This window comes from Oceanospirillum sanctuarii, from assembly GCF_002150805.1.
Classification (GTDB): Bacteria; Pseudomonadota; Gammaproteobacteria; order Pseudomonadales; family Halomonadaceae; genus Oceanospirillum; species Oceanospirillum sanctuarii.
Genome location: NZ_MTBA01000002.1, coordinates 31,969 through 49,862, shown reverse-complemented (window position 1 = coordinate 49,862; position 17,894 = coordinate 31,969). Strand labels below are relative to the sequence as shown.

The following is a 17,894-nucleotide window of genomic DNA, read 5'->3' as shown; positions in this document are numbered from 1 at the left end:
CTAATACGAAACCCCGTCTCAATGAGACGGGGTTTTTTTATGCCTGAAAGAAAGGCTTAGACCGTAAGAGGAAGATGCTGTGGAGCAGCATTATCAGCACTGATGTGGCATTAGATAATGTTTCTTGCCGACAGGGCTGAAGGTTGAATATTCTGAGGGTGAAAATTTATTCTTTTCAAGTGAACCTAAAGTACAAGTACGATAGAATCCGCTTTTCCAGTTTTTGAGCGGATTTATCCGACATACTCAACATTCAGGCTAGAGGTAGATAATGTTCACACGTGATATGACCATTGCAGGCTATGATGATGAGCTGTGGACTGCGATGCAGTCAGAAGCGGTTCGTCAGGAAGAGCACATCGAACTGATCGCATCTGAAAACTACACCAGCCCTCGCGTAATGCAGGCTCAGGGTTCAGTTCTGACTAACAAGTATGCTGAAGGCTACCCGAACAAGCGTTACTACGGTGGTTGTGAGCACGTTGACGTTGTTGAAGATCTGGCGATTGATCGTGCTAAAGAACTGTTTGGCGCAACTTACGCTAACGTTCAGCCGCACTCTGGTTCTCAGGCTAATGCTGCTGTTTACATGGCTCTGTGTAAGCCGGGCGACACTGTACTGGGCATGAGCCTGGCACACGGTGGTCACCTGACTCACGGTGCTGCGGTATCTTTCTCTGGTCGTATCTACAATGCTGTTCAGTACGGTCTGCACCCTGAAACTGGTGAGATCGATTACGCGGAAGTTGAGCGTCTGGCTGAAGAGCACAAGCCTAAAATGATCGTTGCAGGCTTCTCTGCTTACTCTCGTGTTGTTGACTGGCAGCGTTTCCGCGATATCGCGGACAAAGTTGGCGCATACCTGTTTGTTGATATGGCACACATCGCTGGCCTGGTTGCTGCGGGTGTTTATCCGTCTCCGGTTGGCGTTGCTGATGTTGTAACTACTACAACTCACAAGACTCTGGGCGGCCCACGTGGTGGTCTGATCCTGTCTTCACGTGCTGATGAAGATCTGCAGAAGAAGCTGAACTTCGCTGTATTCCCTGAGTCCCAGGGTGGCCCTCTGATGCATGTTATCGCTGCTAAAGCGGTATGCTTCAAAGAAGCGATGGAGCCAGAGTGGAAAGCGTATCAGGCGCAGGTTGTTAAGAATGCTCAGGCGATGGCTGAGACCTTTATGGCTCGTGGCATCAAGATCGTATCTGAAGGTACTGATGATCACCTGTTCCTGGTTGACCTGATCGATAAAGAGTTCAGTGGTAAAGATGCGGATGCGGCTCTGGGCCGTGCCAACATCACTGTGAACAAGAACTCTGTTCCTAACGATCCTCGTTCTCCATTCGTTACTTCCGGTCTGCGTATCGGTACTCCTGCTGTAACCCGTCGTGGTTTCAAAGAAGCAGAAGTTACTGAACTGACTAACTGGATCTGTGACATTCTGGACGATATCAACAACGAAGACACAATCAACGCTGTAAAAGAAAAAGTGAAGGCTGTTTGTAAGCGCTTCCCTGTTTACGCGTAATCGCTGTTCGTTGTAAGAATAAGCCCGGCTATATGCCGGGCTTATTTGTATCTGCTCACATTAAGGGTAAAATGTGGGCCATTGCCCTGAGTGTTTGTTATTTCGGCATTCTGTTGGCAATTACCCCCACAAGATAACCAGAGCCTACTATGTATTGTCCCTTCTGCGGTGCACAGGAAACAAAAGTTACAGACTCCCGATTGGTGGCTGATGGCGATCAGGTTCGCCGTCGTCGTGAATGCCTCTCCTGTGGTGAGCGTTTTACCACCTATGAAACTGCAGAACTGGTGATGCCCAAGATTGTTAAGCATGACGGCAAGCGGGAAGCTTTTGATGAAGCTAAACTTCGTGCCGGCATGCAGCGTGCTCTGGAAAAACGTCCTGTCAGTACCGAATCTTTCGAAGCCGCTATTGAGCGTATTCGTCAGCGCCTGCGTGCCCGCGGTGAGCGTGAGGTTGCATCCCGTCTGATTGGTGAAGAGGTGATGGCTCAGCTTCGCCTGCTGGATCAGGTGGCTTATATCCGCTTTGCATCTGTCTACCGTAGCTTTCAGGATCTTGATGAGTTTCGTGCCGAGATTGATCGTCTTGCTCAGGATCCGCCTTTCAGTCGCGGTGAGCATCTTTCCAAAGACGATTCCTCTTCATAGGTTACTGGTATGACGTTCACAGAGTCGCATCAGACCTCTGATGCTTACTTTATGGCAAGAGCTATCCGTCTTGCCCGCAAAGGTCACTTCACCACTTTCCCTAATCCCCGTGTTGGCTGCGTGCTGGTTAAAGATGGCGAGATTATCGCTGAGGGCTGGCACAAGAAAGCAGGCGAAGGTCATGCGGAAGTTAATGCGCTGGCACAGACTTCCGATGCTGCCGGTTGTACAGCGTATGTGACTCTTGAGCCCTGCTCTCATACCGGAAGAACACCACCCTGTTCCGATGCTTTAATCAAAGCAGGGGTATCCCGTGTGGTTATTGGTATGCAGGACACGAATCCTCTGGTTGCCGGTAACGGCATTCGCAAACTGGAGGCTGCCGGCATTGAGGTGCTGTCGGGAGTATGTGAAGCCGACGCTAAAGCGCTGAACCCCGGCTTTATCCAGCGAATGACCTTAAAACGCCCTTTTGTGCGGGCGAAACTGGCCTGTAGTCTGGATGGACGGACGGCGATGGCATCCGGTGAAAGCCAGTGGATCACTGGCCCTTCGGCACGGGCTCAGGTTCAGCAACTTAGAGCTGGTAGTTCCGCTATTATCAGTGGAGTGGATTCGGTCATTGCCGATGACAGCGCATTAACGGTTCGAGCTGAACAGTTGAATCTTCCCGATGCAGAACAGATTGCAAAACGTCAGCCGTTAAGAGTGGTACTGGATAGCCATTTGCGTCTGCCGGAAAACGCTAAAATTCTGCAGCAGCCCGGTGAAACTCTGGTTGTTTTTACCGAGTCTGATTCCGACAAGCAGGCGCGTCTTGAACAAGCGGGAGCGGTTTGTCTTCAACTGCCTGCGGAGCAAGGTCGTGTCAGCTTACTGGCTCTGATGGAATATCTGAATCAGCGCGAGTGTAATGACGTTCTGCTGGAAACCGGTGCAACTCTTGCCGGTGCTTTTGCGGAAGCAGGACTGATCGATGAGCTGGTCGTATTTATGGCGCCAACTCTAATGGGGGATGGTGCCCGGGGTTTACTGCATCTTCCGGGAATCACCAAAATGGCTGATCAGAAGCGACTCACGCTGACCGATTGTCGGATGGTGGGTGCAGATATGATGATAACCGCCCGTTTTACAGGAAAATCACAATAATGTTTACCGGAATTATCGAAGCGGTTGGTACAATTGAGAGTTTACAGCCTTCAGGCGGCGACTACCGCGTCAAGGTTGCTGTTAATACTCTGGATATGACAGATGTTAAGTTGGGCGACAGTATCGCGGTCAACGGTGTTTGTCTGACCGTAACGGAACTGCACGGCAAAGGTTTCTGGGCTGATGTCTCACTGGAAACCGTACGTCATACCTGTTTTAAGAATTACCGTCTGGGACAGGCGGTTAATCTGGAAAAGGCGATGATGCCGACCTCCCGTCTGGGTGGCCATATTGTCAGCGGCCACGTGGATGGCGTTGGTAAGATTCTGGAGCGTCGGGAAGACGCCCGCTCTGTGCGTTTTCGGGTTCAGGCACCGGAACATCTGCTGAAATATATTGCGGATCGCGGTTCGATCACCGTGGAAGGAACCAGCCTGACCGTGAACGGTATTGAAGGGGACGTTTTTGAACTCAATATTGTTCCCCATACACTGGCGGAAACGGTACTGCAGGGCTATACCTCAGGCCAGCCGGTACATTTAGAAGTAGACCTGATTGCGCGCTATCTGGAACGACTCATCAGTAAGTCTGAACCAGCGCAGCCGGCAAAAGCCGATATCAGTCTCGAATTTTTAGCTCAGAACGGTTTTCACCGTGGCTGACAGCTTAGGAACGAATATGCAACTGAACACTGTTGAAGAGTTATTGGAAGATATCCGTCAGGGTAAAATGGTTATCCTGATGGACGACGAAGATCGCGAAAATGAAGGTGATCTGGTTATTGCTGCGGAGCAGGTTCGTCCGGAAGATATCAACTTTATGGCGAAATACGCCCGTGGTTTGATCTGTCTGACACTGACCCGCGATCGTTGTGAGCAGCTGAAACTGCCTTTGATGGTACAGAGCAACGGTGCTCAGTTCTCCACAAACTTCACCCTGTCGATTGAAGCTGCTGAAGGTGTTACCACAGGTATCTCTGCTGCTGATCGTGCGCATACCGTACGTACTGCGGTTAAGCGTGATGCCAAAGCTGAAGATATCGTTCAGCCCGGTCACATCTTCCCGCTGATGGCTCAGCCGGGTGGTGTTCTGAGTCGTGCTGGCCATACAGAAGCCGGTTGTGATCTGGCACGTATGGCTGGTTATGAACCTGCGTCTGTGATCGTTGAGATCATGAATGAAGACGGCACCATGGCTCGTCGTCCGGATCTGGAACTGTTCGCTCAGGAGCATGGCATCAAGATCGGTACCATTGCAGATCTGATCCACTACCGTACCACCAACGAGCACACGGTTGCCCGTGATCAGGAAGGCGTTATGGCCACTGAATACGGTGACTTCAACTACGTGACCTATAAAGATGAGATTCAGGGTTGTACCCATCTGGCGATGACTCTGGGTGATATCAGCGCGGATGACCCGGTGATGGTTCGTGTTCACAACCGTACCGAAGTGCTGCGTGATGTGGTTGGTGCGATTCCGGCGGACGAAACTGAGCGTAAGTGGACCATGCGTAAAGCGCTGGCAAAAGTGGCTCAGGAAGGCAAAGGTGTGGTTCTGCTGCTGGATACCAACGAGCGTATCGATATCCGTGATTCTGTTGATCTGATTCAGAATGGCCGTCAGCAGTCCAAAGTGAATGTCAGTGCTTCCGGCGCTTACCTGACCGTAGGTACAGGTTCTCAGATTCTGCGTGATCTGGGCGTGGGCAAAATGCGTCTTTTGAGCTCACCAATGAAATTTAATGCGATCTCAGGTTTCGATCTGGAAATCGAAGAATATATTCCTTGTGAAGAGTAAGTTCTGCCCGTAGATCGCGGTGACATCTTTCAGGAAAAAACAAAAAGTTATCAGGAACCAAAAATGACTATCAAATCCGTAGAAGGCAATTTCGTAAACTGTAACGGTCAGTACGCTATCGTTGTAGGTCGTTTCAACAGCTTCGTGGTTGAGCATCTGGTTGAAGGTGCTATCGACACGCTGCGTCGTCACGGTGTTGATGAAGCGAACATCACTGTAGTTCGTGCGCCAGGTGCATGGGAACTGCCTCTGGTCGCTAAGAAAGTGATCGAAAAACAACAGCCGGATGCTGTAATCACTCTGGGTGCGGTGATCCGTGGCGGTACACCTCACTTTGAATATGTTGCTGGCGAATGTGCGAAAGGTCTGGGTCAGCTGTCTCTGCAAACCGGTGTGGTTATCACTAACGGTGTACTGACAGTGGACACAATCGAACAGGCCATCGAGCGCTCCGGCACAAAAGCAGGTAACAAAGGTTCTGAAGCCGCTCTGTGCGCTCTGGAAATGGTTAGCCTGTTTAACACGTTGTAATTTCAACGTAATTCGGAAATTTAATACTTAACTCGCGGTTACTCCTCAATGTCCCAAGGTAAAAAAACCAGTAAAACCCAAGCTCGTCACGCTGCCCGTCAGCTCACCGTACAGGGTCTGTATCAATGGCAGATGACAGGTGCAGCACTGCAGCAGATCGAGCTTCAGATTCGTGCTGCCCGTCCGGATGATGCGCTGGAATCTCACGAGGATATTACGTCAGCAGTAGAAATTGCCGATCTGGCTTATTTCAACGAACTGCTGCATAACATCCCACAGCAGAAAGCTGATCTGGATAAGGAATATGCACCTCTGCTGGATCGTCGCGTTGACGAACTGGACCCGGTTGAGCTGGCAATTTTGCGTATGGGCACCTATGAGCTGAGCAAGCGCATCGACGTTCCTTACCGTGTGGTGATTAACGAAGCAGTTGAGCTGGCGAAAAGCTTTGGTGCGACGGAAAGTCACAAGTACATCAACGGTATTCTGGACAAGCTGGCGATTCGCCTGCGTGCTGCAGAAGTTGCCGAGCGTCGTAAGGGCTGATTCCTTTGGGTGAGTTTGAACTGATCCATCGCTATTTTGCTGCCCCTGAGCTTCAGCAATCCCGCCGGGATGTCTGTGTCGGGATTGGCGATGATTGTGCGTTAATCGCTGTCCCTCAGGGCAAGCAACTGGCGGTGTCTGTGGATACCTCGGTTGCGGGGGTTCATTTCTTACCTGAAGCTCCGGCTCACAGTATCGGCTGGCGTGCTCTGGCGGTCAGCCTGAGTGATCTGGCCGCGATGGGCGCTCAGCCTGCCTGGTTTACCCTGGCGATCAGCCTGCCAGAGGTTGATGAAGCTTGGCTGGCAGAATTTTCCCGAGGTATGGCGGATCTGAGTCAACGCTATGGCGTTGCCTTGGTGGGTGGCGATACGACCCGTGGCCAGCTCTCTATGAGTGTTCAGGTTCAGGGTTATGTCACTCAGGGGGCGGCCTGGCGTCGAAAGGGCGCAAAACCGGGCGATATTATCTATGTTTCCGGAAAGCTGGGCACGGCGGCAGCAGGTTTGCGCATTGCTCAGGGTCTGCTGTCTAAAGGCTTGCCTTTACCGGATCTCGACGCTTTGAACGCAGAAGATTCGGTATTTTCTGAAAGTGATCGCGCTGCGCTTAAAGCTTACCTTTACCCTGAACCGCGCTTTGATCTGATCTCTGTGCTTTCGAGTCGTGTCAGCAGTGCCATCGATATCTCTGACGGTCTTCTGGCTGATCTGGGACATATACTGACGGCCAGTGGCGTTGGGGCAAGCCTTGACCATAACCGTATCCCCTGTTTTAACCATGCTGATATGTCACCAGAGAGTTGCTCTCAGGGGGCGTTATCCGGTGGTGATGATTATGAGCTGTGCTTCACGGTTTCGCCTCAGCGCCGTCTGGAGCTTGAGGTCAGCGCAGAGCAGAGCAAAGTCTCGCTGCATGCCATCGGTATGGTGACCGCTCAGGAAGGGATTCGTGGTATCCCTGAGAGTGCTTCTGTTGGCTTTGATCACTTTAAGGATAAACGCTAATGAACCGCGCTCCTGCCAGTATGTGGCGCAATCCGGTTCACTTTCTTGCGTTTGGACTGGGTAGTGGCGCTGCTCCCTGGGCTCCCGGCACAGTGGGTACTGCAGCAGCGGTTATCCCTTATCTGCTCTGGATCCAGTTTCTTTCCCCGGTCTGGTTTCTCGTTCTACTAGCCGTCACCTTTGTCATTGGTGTCTGGCTGTGCGAGCGTACCTCTGAAGATCTTGGTGTTCATGATCATTCCGGTATTGTTTGGGATGAGTTTGTCGGTTATTGGCTGACCATGTTCCTCGCCCCGCAGGGTTGGGAATGGGCCTTGGTCGGTTTTGTCCTGTTCCGCTTTTTTGATGTGCTCAAACCCTGGCCCGTGAAATGGGCTGACCGCCGTGTTGCCGGAGGTTTCGGTATTATGGTGGATGACGTGTTGGCGGGTGTTTACGCCTGGATCGGTATGCAGGTTCTGATGCGTCTTTGGTAACAGTCGATCATCAGATAAAGAACAAACAAAAAGGCCGGAGCAGTTGCTCCGGCCTTTTTTGTAGCCAGTTCGGGTATTGGTCTGCGATCAGGCCGCCTGACGGTTCAGGCAACCGTTCTCCAGCAGTTTGCACTGATGCGCTGCCAGCTCCATCCAGAATGCCTTATCAGGGGTGATCCCCATAGTCACCTCAAGATTGGGCGCCATCAGGAAAGGCTGATTCATCAGGCTCAGCATGCTGATATGAAGCATTTTGGGATCCAGCTCAGGATTCAATACACCACGCTCTTGCATCTTGCGCAGCATGATCTCCATCGGGCGACATTTCTCGCGGAATCTCTGTTGGATAAAGTCATCTTCCAGCGGGCCATCTTCAAACAGCAGGCACTTCAGGATCACCACGATGAAACCGGGGTATTCTGACATCAGGGCATAGTAGCGCTGGAAGAAGTCAGAAAAGCTCTCAGGCGGGTTTTCCACGCCATCCAGAACCAGTTGATGCAGAGGCTCGAAAGTCTCGATAAACATCGCCTGGAACAAGCCTTCTTTGTTGCCGAAGTAATAGTGAATCATCGCCATGGTGGATTGAGCGCGGGCTGCAATCTCACGGGTGGTGACCTGTTGGTAGTTCTTTTCGATAAAACAGGATCGCGCGGCAATGATCAGATTTTCTCGAACATTGCGGGCACTTTTGCTGGTCGGGCGACCGCGCTTTTTGGCTTTTACGGGTTTAAATTCTGCGTTCATGTGGGCTACGTCTTTTAATCGATTGATTAAAAGCTAGGGTAGAGTATTTGACCTAGAAAGCAAAGGGGGGAAAATCAGTCATTATCGAAAGGTTTGATTAATTTAATCGACCAATCAATATGCCAGATAAATTATGTGGATTAATTAAAGACCAACAAAAAAGCCGCACAGAACGTGGCTTACGTTCGAGTGCGGCTTTTATTAGAAGTTCCCGAAGGATACTTCTGTTATTTCACTGCGTTTTAAACGTCCAGATAATCCAGGATGCCTTCCGCAGCTTTACGGCCTTCATCGATGGCGGTAACCACCAGATCAGAACCGCGAACCATATCACCACCAGCGAAGATCTTAGGGTTGGTGGTCTGGTATGGGAAGCGGGCCTCAGCTTTCGCAATCACGCGGCCGCTAGCGTCAGTTTCGATGTTGTTGCCTTCGAACCAGTCAGCAGGGCTTGGGCGGAAGCCGAAGGCGACCAGAATCACATCAGCAGGGATGATCTCTTCTGAACCCGGAACCACCTCCGGGCTACGACGGCCATTGGCATCCGGCTCACCCATGCGGGTAGAAACCATTTTGATGCCTTCAACCTTGTCTTCACCGACGATAGCCACAGGCTGACGGTTGAACAGGAACTTAACGCCCTCTTCCTTCGCATTCTTAACTTCGCGCTTGGAACCCGGCATATTGGCTTCGTCACGGCGGTAAGCACAGGTTACAGACTTGGCTTCCTGACGGATCGAGGTACGGTTACAGTCCATCGCGGTGTCACCACCACCCAGAACAATAACGCGCTTACCTTCCATGCTGATGTAGTCTTCAGGAGACTTTTCATAGCCCAGGCAGTGGTTCACGTTGGAGATCAGGAAATCCAGAGCCGCGTGAACACCCGGCAGATCTTCACCCGGCAAGCCACCGTTCATGTAGGTGTAAGTACCCATGCCCATGAAGACGGCATCGTAATCGCTCATCAGCTGATCGATGGTGATGTCAGTGCCGACTTCAGTATTCAGGCGGAATTCAACACCCATATCGGAGAACACTTCACGACGGCGAACCATCACGTGCTTCTCCAGTTTGAACTCAGGAATACCAAAGGTCAGCAGACCACCGATTTCAGGGTTCTTGTCGAAAACAACCGGCTTAACACCGTTACGAACCAGAATGTCTGCACAGGCAAGACCTGCTGGTCCTGCACCAATAATGGCAACTTTCTTGTCAGTCCAAACGACTTTGGACATATCCGGACGCCAGCCCATAGCAAAGGCGGTATCCGTGATGTATTTCTCGACTGAGCCGATGGTAACCGCACCAAAGCCACCTTCACCCAATGTGCAGGAGCCTTCACACAGGCGATCCTGAGGGCATACACGGCCGCAGACTTCCGGCAGCGAGTTCGTGCTGTGACACAGCTCTACCGCTTCCATGATGTTGCCTTCCGTCGCCAGCTTCAGCCAGTTAGGAATGTAGTTGTGTACCGGGCATTTCCACTCACAGTATGGGTTACCACACGCCAGACAGCGGTGTGCCTGGGTTGACGCTTCAACCGGCTTGAAAGGCGCGTAAATCTCCTTGAACTGCTTTTTACGTACGCTGGCAGCGGTCTTTTTCGGATCTTTACGACCCACGTCGATAAACTGGAAATCGTTGTTCAGTTGTTCAGCCATAGCAGCCTCACCTCATTAAAAACCTAAATTCACAAAATCTGCGTTGTTAAAGGCCAGGGCCCTGAATTACTCAGGGCGCTGACGGGTGCTGTCCAGCAGACTGCCAAGGCTTGCTGCTTTAGGCTTAACCAGCCAGAAGTGGCGGTAGTAATCGAGGAAGTTGTTCAGTACTTCCTGACCCCACTTACTGCCGGTTGCTTCAACAAATTCAGCAATAATGCTGCGCAGATGGTTGCGGTAGGCTTCCATCGGCTCGGAGCTGATACGGTGAATATCGACCAGCTCGTGGTTGTATTTATCTACGAAGGTACGGTCCATATCCAGTACGTAGGCGAAACCACCTGTCATACCAGCACCGAAGTTGTATCCGGTTTCACCCAGAACAGTAACCAGACCACCGGTCATGTATTCACAGCAGTGATCACCGGCACCTTCGATAACCGCGTGTGCACCTGAGTTACGAACCGCGAAACGCTCACCGGCCTGACCCGCTGCGAACAATTTACCGCCGGTTGCACCGTACAGACAGGTGTTACCGATAATAGAGGTTTTGTTGGACTCGAACGGGCTGCCTTTTGGCGGTGTCAGTGTGATGCTGCCACCGTTCATGCCTTTACCCACGTAATCGTTGGCATCGCCTTCGATATACAGGTTCAGACCTTTAGCGTTCCAGACACCGAAACTCTGGCCAGCAACACCGGTCAGGTTCAGGGTCAGAGGATTTGGCATACCTTTGTCGCCCCAGCGCTTAGCGATCTCGCCGGATAGGCGGGCACCGATCGAACGGTCACAGTTGGTGACTTTGAATTCAAATGTGCCACCCTGGCCGTTTTCGATAACAGCCAATGTCTCAGCAACCATACGCTCTGCCAGAGAACCTTTATCGAAGGGTTCGTTGCGGGCAACCTGACAGGTCTGAGGTGCATCTGCAGGAACAAAGTCGTTGTTCAGCAGGTTGGTCAGATCCAGGTTCTGAATCTTAGCCGGAGCTTCTTCATCGCTGATCGCTGTCAGTAGGTCGGTACGACCGATCAGGTCTTCAAACTTACGAACACCCATTTCAGCCATGATTTCGCGAACTTCTTCAGCGACGAAGCGGAAGTAGTTCTTAACCATTTCAACCGTACCGATGAAGTATTCTTCACGCAGCTGTTCATTCTGAGTGGCAACACCGGTTGCACAGTTGTTCAGGTGACAGATGCGCAGGTACTTACAGCCCAGAGCAACCATAGGAATGGTACCGAAGCCGAAGCTTTCAGCACCAAGGATGGCACCCTTGATCACATCCAGACCGGTTTTCAGACCACCGTCTGTCTGCAGGCGTACTTTGTCACGCAGGTTATTGATACGCAGCGCCTGATGCACTTCTGGCAGACCCAGTTCCCATGGAGAACCGGCATGTTTAATAGACGTCAGAGGACTTGCAGCGGTACCGCCGTCATAACCGGAAACGGTGATCAGATCCGCATAGGCTTTGGCAACACCGGTAGCGATGGTGCCGATACCTGGTTCAGATACCAGTTTCACAGAGATCAGAGCATCCGGATTCACCTGTTTCAGGTCGAAAATCAGCTGCGCCAGATCCTCAATCGAGTAGATATCGTGGTGCGGCGGAGGCGAGATCAGAGTGACACCCGGTACAGAGTGACGCAGACGTGCAATCAAAGCGTTAACTTTACCGCCCGGTAGCTGACCACCTTCACCCGGTTTTGCACCCTGAGCAACTTTAATCTGCAGAACTTCAGCGTTCACCAGATAGTGCGGGGTTACACCAAAACGACCGGAGGCGATCTGTTTGATCTTGGAGTTTTTCAGTGTGCCGAAACGGGCTGCGTCTTCACCACCTTCACCGGAGTTAGAGCGGCCACCCAGTTCGTTCATCGCCTGAGCCAGCGCTTCGTGTGCTTCCGGAGACAGAGCACCCAGAGACATCGCCGCAGAGTCAAAGCGACGCAGGATAGATTCTGCGGGTTCAACTTCAGACAGCGCAATCGGGTTCGATGCTTTATTCACTTGCAGCAGGTCACGAATGGTCGCTGCAGGGCGCTCGTTAACCAGCTTGGCGAAGCGTTTGAAGGCTTCGTAGCTACCGGTCTGAACCGCTTCCTGTACCGCTTTAACAACGTCAGGGTTGTAAGCGTGGTATTCACCACCGTGAACGTATTTCAGCAGGCCGCCCTGACCGATCTTCTTACGTGGGTTCCACGCCAGAGACGCCAGCAGCTCCTGTTGCATCTGGAAGTGTGCAAAGTCAGCACCCTGAATACGGGATGCAACGCCGGAGAAGCACAGGTCGCAAACTTCATCAGACAGACCCACAGCTTCAAACAGCTGAGCACCACGGTAAGAGGCGATCGTGGAGATACCCATCTTAGACAGGATCTTCAGCAGGCCTTTCTGGATGCCGCGACGGTAGTTCTCGCGGATCTCAGCCGGATCACCCTGAAGCTCACCGGTACGCTGCAGATCAGCCAGCACGTTGTAGCTCAGGTATGGGTAAACCGCAGTCGCACCAAAGCCGAACAGAACGGCCATCTGGTGAGAGTCACGAGCCAGACCGGTTTCGATAATCAGGTTGGAATCGCAACGCAGGCCTTTCGCGCCCAGATGCTTGTGAACTGCACCGGTTGCCATAACCGCATCAACCGGCAGCATGCCTTTCTCGATTTCACGATCCGACAGAACCAGTACCACTTTACCGGAACGAACCGCTTCTTCAGCCTGTTCGCAAACATTCTGGATAGCGCCTTTCAGACCCATGTTTTCAGGGTTGTACTGCAGGCTGATGGTGTGAGCCGGGAAGCCCTTGTCATCCAGCTGTTGCAGTGCCTTGAATTTACGTGGCGACAGAACAGGAGTGGTCAGCACGATACGGTTGGCGTGATCGATACTGTCTTCAAATACGTTCAGCTCGGTACCCAGGCAGGTTTCCAGCGACATCACGATCGCTTCACGCAGAGGATCGATTGGCGGGTTGGTTACCTGAGCAAATTTCTGACGGAAGTAGTCTGTGGTCAGACGGTTCTTACGGGACAGCACTGCCATAGGGGTGTCGTCACCCATGGAACCCACGGCTTCCTGACCTTGCTCTGCCAGAGGACGCAGCACCTGATCACGCTCTTCAAAGCTGATCTGGTACATCTTCATATGCGCCTGCAGCGCTTCCTGAGTCATAGGCTCAAAGTTAGGGCCCTGGATCTCGCCCAGAGTGGACTCAAGGAAGGTCGCTTTCTCACGCATCCACTGCTTGTACGGGTGCGCAGACTTCAGACGGTTGTCGATATCTTCACGGTGCATCACTTCGCCGGTTTCGGTATCAACCACCAGCATGTGACCCGGAGCAACACGGCCTTTAGCCACAACGTCTTCCGGCTGGTAATCGTAAACACCGATCTCAGACGCCAGAGTGATGTAGCCATTCTTGGTGATAACCCAGCGCGCAGGACGCAGACCGTTACGGTCCAGCATACATACCGCGTGACGACCATCGGTCAGTACCAGACCGGCAGGGCCATCCCAAGGCTCCATGTGCATAGAGCTGTATTCATAGAAGGCACGCAGATCGGCATCCATAGTGTCGTTGTTCTGCCACGCAGGCGGAATCATCAGACGTACGGCTTTAAACAGGTCCATGCCACCGGTCAGCAGCACTTCAAGCATGTTATCCATACTGGAGGAGTCGGAACCTGTGGTGTTAACCACCTGATCCAGCTCATCAAGATTCAGGATATCGTTGTTGAAGTTGTTCTTACGGGCATTTGCCCAGCTACGGTTAGCTTCAATGGTGTTGATCTCACCGTTGTGTGCCAGATAGCGGAACGGTTGAGCCAGAGGCCATTTTGGTGCGGTGTTAGTTGAGAAACGCTGGTGGAATACGCAGATCGCAGTTTCCAGACGCTCATCGCCAAGGTCTTTATAGAACTTCGGCAGGTCAGCCGGCATTACCAGACCTTTATAGGAGATTACCTGTGAAGACAGGCTGGCAACGTAGAAATCGCTGTCATCTTTCAGTGCCATCTCAGCTTTGCGGCGGGCCATAAACAATTTAACGGCCAGTTGCTGAGTGGACATTTCAGGAGCATCGACAAAAACCTGCTCAAACTGTGGCAGGCAGTCCAAAGCCATTGGTCCACAAACAGAAGTGTCGATAGGAACCTGACGCCAGCCAATGACGTTCAGACCCTGGGCGGTGATTTCGTTGGATAGAACAGTGCGGGCGTTTTCAGCCTTAGCCTGATCCTGGGACAGGAATACCATACCCACACCAAAGTGCTCGGAAAGCTCGGCATCAAACTGCTCTTTAGCAATGGTGCGCAGGAAGGTATCGGGTTTTTTCAGCAGCAAACCACAGCCATCACCTGTTTTACCGTCGGCAGCGATACCGCCACGGTGTGTCATACAGGTTAGTGCTTCGATCGCTGTCTGTAACAGGTTATGGCTTGCATCGCCATTCATGTGTGCGATCAAGCCGAAACCACAGTTATCCCTAAATTCATCGGGGTGATACAGACCAGTTCTCATAAAGCTAACTCTCGCTAGTACAAAATAAATCGTTGTTGTCTGCCCCAGAAACTTCTTGTTTTGTCTTTAATTATTAATCGATATGCGTCTTCCGTTAGACCGGTTTCTTAGAGGCAAAGGGAGAGAGATTCTACACATCTGAAGGCAGAATCTCAAATGTAAGTTTGATTTCAGAGGCGTTTGTGGTGGTTAACTGCGGTTAACTTGTCAGCAATGTGCTGCTAACGTCTAAAAAGAAGGGTGTTAAAGTGTGTAAACGACACTGGCGAAACGATTTTTTCGCCAGCGTCGTTTTATCAGAAATGGAGGTCTTGAGAGGGTTATTTCTTTTGAATATCGGACTGAACGCTGGCGATGCTGCGGGCCCAGGGTTTGCGATCCTGAAGCTCTTTTGGCAGCTTAGGAATGCTGGCAATAGCGGCGTCACGGTTATCAAACTGGCCGTAGATCACAACAAACCAAGGCTTACCCTGGTACAGGGTTTCAAAGTAACGCACATTGGTTTTGCTCTTCAGGCCATCAATAAAGCGAATGGCATTGCTCTCAATATGGCTTCCCAATAACTGCAGCGTGTACTGAGTGCCCTTAAGCGCCATCAACTCTTTTTCCTGTTTGTAAGAGCTGGTCACTTTCGGCTCGGCTGCAGGCTGAACAGATTCCGCTTTTACCGGCTCCGGTGCTTTCACAGCAGGGGCTGGTTCTGTAACTGGTTCAGCGGCTTTAACAGGCTCTGGTGTTTTCTCCGCCACTTGAGTGGTGGTTTGAGTCGCTGGCTGAGCAGTTGTTTGGGTTTGTTGTGATTCGGTAGTCGCTGCCGGAGCTGTTGCCGTGGTGCTTTCCATGCCCAGCAGGGCCGCATCTGCTTCTCGCTTGCTTTGTTCTTCCGAGGCTTCTTCCTGATCCGGATAAACAGGCTTAATGATAGTAACCGCCTGCTCCTCTTCAATCTTAGCGGAAGCTTCCTGAGCCTCGGCCAGAGTTTCTTCTGCCGGGCGTGATAGGCGGTTCAGATCGGTCAGAGGCGTGTTTTCAGCGACAACCGGCTCTTTTTCCAGACCCATCAGTTCGTCCTGATACAGGTAAGCTGCGCCCAGTAGACTGGCAACAACCGCAAGAGCAGCGACATGCCATACAGGTACAGCAGAACCCTTCGCTTTAGCTGGCTTGCTGGCTTGTTCAGCTTTTGGCGCTTTAATAGGTGCAGCTTTCTTTTTGTCGGTCTTTGGTTGTGCTTTCGCTTTTGGGGCGATGCTGGCGATCTTTTTCAGGCCATCAGGGTCGCTGAGCGCCAGATTGGCCATGTTGTTGATCTGGCCGGGTACGCCGCCGCCGGCACGAATAATATCGGCTTTAGCGGTTTCGCTGATCTGACCGGTCAGGCCTGCGGCGCTCATGCGGTAATCCAGATAGCCCCAGGCTTCCTCAGTGGTCATCGGCTGAAGCGCCAGGTGGTGGCCGATCGCGTTAAAGCGTTCTTTCAGACGGGATCCCTGAAGAGTATCAATCAAAGGATCTTCGCCCAGCAGTAAAATATGGGGACGTTTCTGGTCATCATCATCGGAAAGCAGGATCACCATCAGTTCCAGCGTTTCCGGGCTGAGCAGGTGTGCATCATCGACGATGATCAGGCAGCTGTTGCCTTCTTTATGCAACAGGCTGAAATGTTGTTTCAGTCGGGAGAGATATTGGTTCAGGTCGCTGCTGCTATCCAGGCCGAGTTGCAGGGTTTGACTCAGAGCCTGCATGAAGGCTTGAGGCTGAGTGACCTGTTCCTGCCTGAAATTGCAGATCTGTACGCCGGAATCCATACCCTCAAGCACTTTGCGTTTGATCAGGGTTTTGCCGGAACCCTGAGGGCCTGTGATGGTCAGCAGCAGGCTGCTGTAGCGGCTCAGATGGCCGATCAGCTCAATAACCTGAGTGTGTTGTTGGGAGGGAAAAAACAGCGATTCTTCAACCACGCCATCGGTGAGTGAAGGGGTGATATTTGTGAAGGAGAAATTATCCCCAGACATACCGGAATCCTTATCGTTACTGTTTTTTCCAAACATAGGTTTTTAATCCCACTTTTTTCATGCAAAGGTTCGGCTAATAAGCATCAAAAAGCACTTATCGGAACAACCCCGAACCCTTGATGATAGGCGGTAATAAAAGCAACGGGAAGCCTAAAATATTAAAAATCCCCGAGTTTTTTCCCCGCAATGAGAGTTTGTTGCAAATTTGCTTCCGCGAAGCGATCTGTGACAACGGCCTGACCCAGAGACTCCATCAGGACGAGTCTTAAATTGCCATCCAGTACTTTTTTGTCCACCAGCATGTGGCCAATAAAGGTATCTGCACTCATATCTGCTGGCGGGATAACCGGCAGGTCGAACGCCTCCAGCAGCTTTTTGATACGGCTGCAATCTTCCGACGTCAGCCAGCCTTCACGCTGAGAAAGATCTGCTGCCATCAGCATGCCGGTGGCGACAGCTTCGCCGTGCAGCCATTGACCATATCCCTGCTCGGTTTCGATAGCATGACCAAAGGTGTGTCCAAGGTTGAGTGTGGCGCGAACGCCGCCTTCCAGCTCATCCTGGGCCACCACATCGGCTTTATTCTGGCAGGAGCGGTAGATGGCTTCGGACAACGCTGCCGTGTCTTTGGTTTTCAGTGGCTCTATAGTGTTTTCCAGCCAGCTGAAAAACTCCGGATCGCGAATCAGACCGTACTTGATCACCTCGGCAATGCCGGCGGCCAGTTCACGCTCCGGTAATGTCTGAAGCGTATCGGTATCTGCCAGAACCAGTTGTGGCTGCCAGAAAGCGCCGATCATGTTTTTGCCCAGCGGGTGGTTCACACCTGTCTTGCCGCCGACAGAGGAATCTACCTGAGAAAGCAGAGTGGTCGGGATCTGAATAAAGTTAACGCCGCGCTGATAACTGGCGGCAGCAAAGCCGGTCATATCGCCGATAACGCCACCGCCCAGAGCGATCAGGGTGCAGGTACGGTTAAAGCGGTTTTCCAGTAGTGCATCAAAAATCAGATTGACGCTGTCGAGGGTTTTGTAGGCTTCGCCATCGGGCAGAATAACCTCGGCTACCTGATATTGATCGGCTAGGGTTGTTTTCAGCTGCTCCAGATAGAGCGGTGCGACTGTGGTGTTACTCACAATCATCACCTGACGACCGCGAATATGCGGTGCGATCAGGGACAGATCTGAAATCAGACCGCCGCCGATATGAATCGGATAGCTGCGGTCGCCAAGATCAACATTCAGGGTTTGCATGGTGTGT

14 protein-coding genes are annotated in these 17,894 nt (G+C 51.8%); 9 read left to right on the top strand and 5 right to left on the bottom strand.

Features of this window, described 5'->3' with window-relative positions; all coding sequences use genetic code 11:
• The first annotated feature begins 271 nt into the window (after positions 1 to 271).
• From glyA to BV405_RS03765, 9 genes are all read left to right on the top strand, one after another.
• Positions 272 to 1,528 (top strand): serine hydroxymethyltransferase, encoded by a 1,257-nt coding sequence (gene glyA / locus BV405_RS03805; protein WP_086479556.1) that lies wholly within the window; start codon positions 272 to 274, stop codon positions 1,526 to 1,528.
• 149 nt (positions 1,529 to 1,677) lie between these two features.
• Positions 1,678 to 2,178, top strand: a complete 501-nt coding sequence (gene nrdR / locus BV405_RS03800) for a transcriptional regulator NrdR (protein ID WP_086479555.1) — start codon at positions 1,678 to 1,680, stop codon at positions 2,176 to 2,178.
• A gap of 9 nt (positions 2,179 to 2,187) precedes the next feature.
• Positions 2,188 to 3,327, top strand: coding sequence for a bifunctional diaminohydroxyphosphoribosylaminopyrimidine deaminase/5-amino-6-(5-phosphoribosylamino)uracil reductase RibD (ribD, locus tag BV405_RS03795; RefSeq protein ID WP_086479554.1), 1,140 nt, complete (start codon positions 2,188 to 2,190; stop codon positions 3,325 to 3,327).
• Positions 3,327 to 3,989, top strand: coding sequence for a riboflavin synthase (locus tag BV405_RS03790; protein ID WP_086479553.1), 663 nt, complete (start codon positions 3,327 to 3,329; stop codon positions 3,987 to 3,989). Before ribD ends, BV405_RS03790 begins: the two co-directional genes overlap by 1 nt.
• 16 nt (positions 3,990 to 4,005) lie before the next feature.
• A complete protein-coding gene (gene ribBA, locus BV405_RS03785) occupies positions 4,006 to 5,127 on the top strand; it encodes a bifunctional 3,4-dihydroxy-2-butanone-4-phosphate synthase/GTP cyclohydrolase II (protein WP_086479552.1) in 1,122 nt (373 codons plus the stop codon).
• 63 nt (positions 5,128 to 5,190) lie between these two features.
• Entirely contained in the window at positions 5,191 to 5,658 is a 468-nt protein-coding gene (ribH, locus tag BV405_RS03780) for a 6,7-dimethyl-8-ribityllumazine synthase (protein WP_086479551.1), read from the top strand.
• Between the two features lie 48 nt (positions 5,659 to 5,706).
• Positions 5,707 to 6,204, top strand: coding sequence for a transcription antitermination factor NusB (nusB, locus tag BV405_RS03775; protein WP_086479550.1), 498 nt, complete (start codon positions 5,707 to 5,709; stop codon positions 6,202 to 6,204).
• Between the two features lie 5 nt (positions 6,205 to 6,209).
• On the top strand, positions 6,210 to 7,211 hold the full coding sequence (thiL, locus tag BV405_RS03770; protein WP_176330038.1) for a thiamine-phosphate kinase: 1,002 nt from the start codon (positions 6,210 to 6,212) through the stop codon (positions 7,209 to 7,211).
• Positions 7,211 to 7,687, top strand: coding sequence for a phosphatidylglycerophosphatase A family protein (locus BV405_RS03765; protein ID WP_086479548.1), 477 nt, complete (start codon positions 7,211 to 7,213; stop codon positions 7,685 to 7,687). Before thiL ends, BV405_RS03765 begins: the two co-directional genes overlap by 1 nt.
• Positions 7,688 to 7,774: 87 nt before the next feature.
• Here the strand turns inward: BV405_RS03765 and BV405_RS03760 are convergent, their stop codons facing one another.
• From BV405_RS03760 to aroB, 5 genes are all read right to left on the bottom strand, one after another.
• Positions 7,775 to 8,434 (bottom strand): TetR/AcrR family transcriptional regulator, encoded by a 660-nt coding sequence (locus BV405_RS03760; protein ID WP_086479547.1) that lies wholly within the window; start codon positions 8,432 to 8,434, stop codon positions 7,775 to 7,777.
• 242 nt (positions 8,435 to 8,676) lie between these two features.
• On the bottom strand, positions 8,677 to 10,098 hold the full coding sequence (locus BV405_RS03755; protein ID WP_086479546.1) for an FAD-dependent oxidoreductase: 1,422 nt from the start codon (positions 10,096 to 10,098) through the stop codon (positions 8,677 to 8,679).
• A 66-nt stretch (positions 10,099 to 10,164) separates the two neighbouring features.
• Positions 10,165 to 14,619: a glutamate synthase large subunit gene (gltB, locus tag BV405_RS03750; RefSeq protein WP_086479545.1), complete on the bottom strand. Its 4,455-nt coding sequence runs from the start codon at positions 14,617 to 14,619 to the stop codon at positions 10,165 to 10,167.
• 320 nt (positions 14,620 to 14,939) lie between these two features.
• Positions 14,940 to 16,634 carry an AAA family ATPase gene (locus BV405_RS03745; RefSeq protein ID WP_176330037.1) on the bottom strand — a complete coding sequence of 565 codons (1,695 nt, stop codon included), beginning with the start codon at positions 16,632 to 16,634 and terminating at the stop codon, positions 14,940 to 14,942.
• A gap of 158 nt (positions 16,635 to 16,792) precedes the next feature.
• Entirely contained in the window at positions 16,793 to 17,887 is a 1,095-nt protein-coding gene (aroB, locus tag BV405_RS03740) for a 3-dehydroquinate synthase (RefSeq protein WP_086479543.1), read from the bottom strand.
• Between the last annotated feature and the right edge of the window lie 7 nt (positions 17,888 to 17,894).

Excerpts from the sequence above, each read along its gene's own strand:
- glyA (WP_086479556.1), top strand. The coding sequence starts at position 272 with ATGTTCACACGTGATATGACCATTGCAGGCTATGATGATGAGCTGTGG.
- nrdR (WP_086479555.1), top strand. The coding sequence starts at position 1,678 with ATGTATTGTCCCTTCTGCGGTGCACAGGAAACAAAAGTTACAGACTCC.
- ribD (WP_086479554.1), top strand. The coding sequence starts at position 2,188 with ATGACGTTCACAGAGTCGCATCAGACCTCTGATGCTTACTTTATGGCA.
- BV405_RS03790 (WP_086479553.1), top strand. The coding sequence starts at position 3,327 with ATGTTTACCGGAATTATCGAAGCGGTTGGTACAATTGAGAGTTTACAG.
- ribBA (WP_086479552.1), top strand. The coding sequence starts at position 4,006 with ATGCAACTGAACACTGTTGAAGAGTTATTGGAAGATATCCGTCAGGGT.
- ribH (WP_086479551.1), top strand. The coding sequence starts at position 5,191 with ATGACTATCAAATCCGTAGAAGGCAATTTCGTAAACTGTAACGGTCAG.
- nusB (WP_086479550.1), top strand. The coding sequence starts at position 5,707 with ATGTCCCAAGGTAAAAAAACCAGTAAAACCCAAGCTCGTCACGCTGCC.
- BV405_RS03765 (WP_086479548.1), top strand. The coding sequence starts at position 7,211 with ATGAACCGCGCTCCTGCCAGTATGTGGCGCAATCCGGTTCACTTTCTT.
- BV405_RS03760 (WP_086479547.1), bottom strand. The coding sequence starts at position 8,434 with ATGAACGCAGAATTTAAACCCGTAAAAGCCAAAAAGCGCGGTCGCCCG.
- BV405_RS03755 (WP_086479546.1), bottom strand. The coding sequence starts at position 10,098 with ATGGCTGAACAACTGAACAACGATTTCCAGTTTATCGACGTGGGTCGT.
- gltB (WP_086479545.1), bottom strand. The coding sequence starts at position 14,619 with ATGAGAACTGGTCTGTATCACCCCGATGAATTTAGGGATAACTGTGGT.
- BV405_RS03745 (WP_176330037.1), bottom strand. The coding sequence starts at position 16,634 with ATGTCTGGGGATAATTTCTCCTTCACAAATATCACCCCTTCACTCACC.
- aroB (WP_086479543.1), bottom strand. The coding sequence starts at position 17,887 with ATGCAAACCCTGAATGTTGATCTTGGCGACCGCAGCTATCCGATTCAT.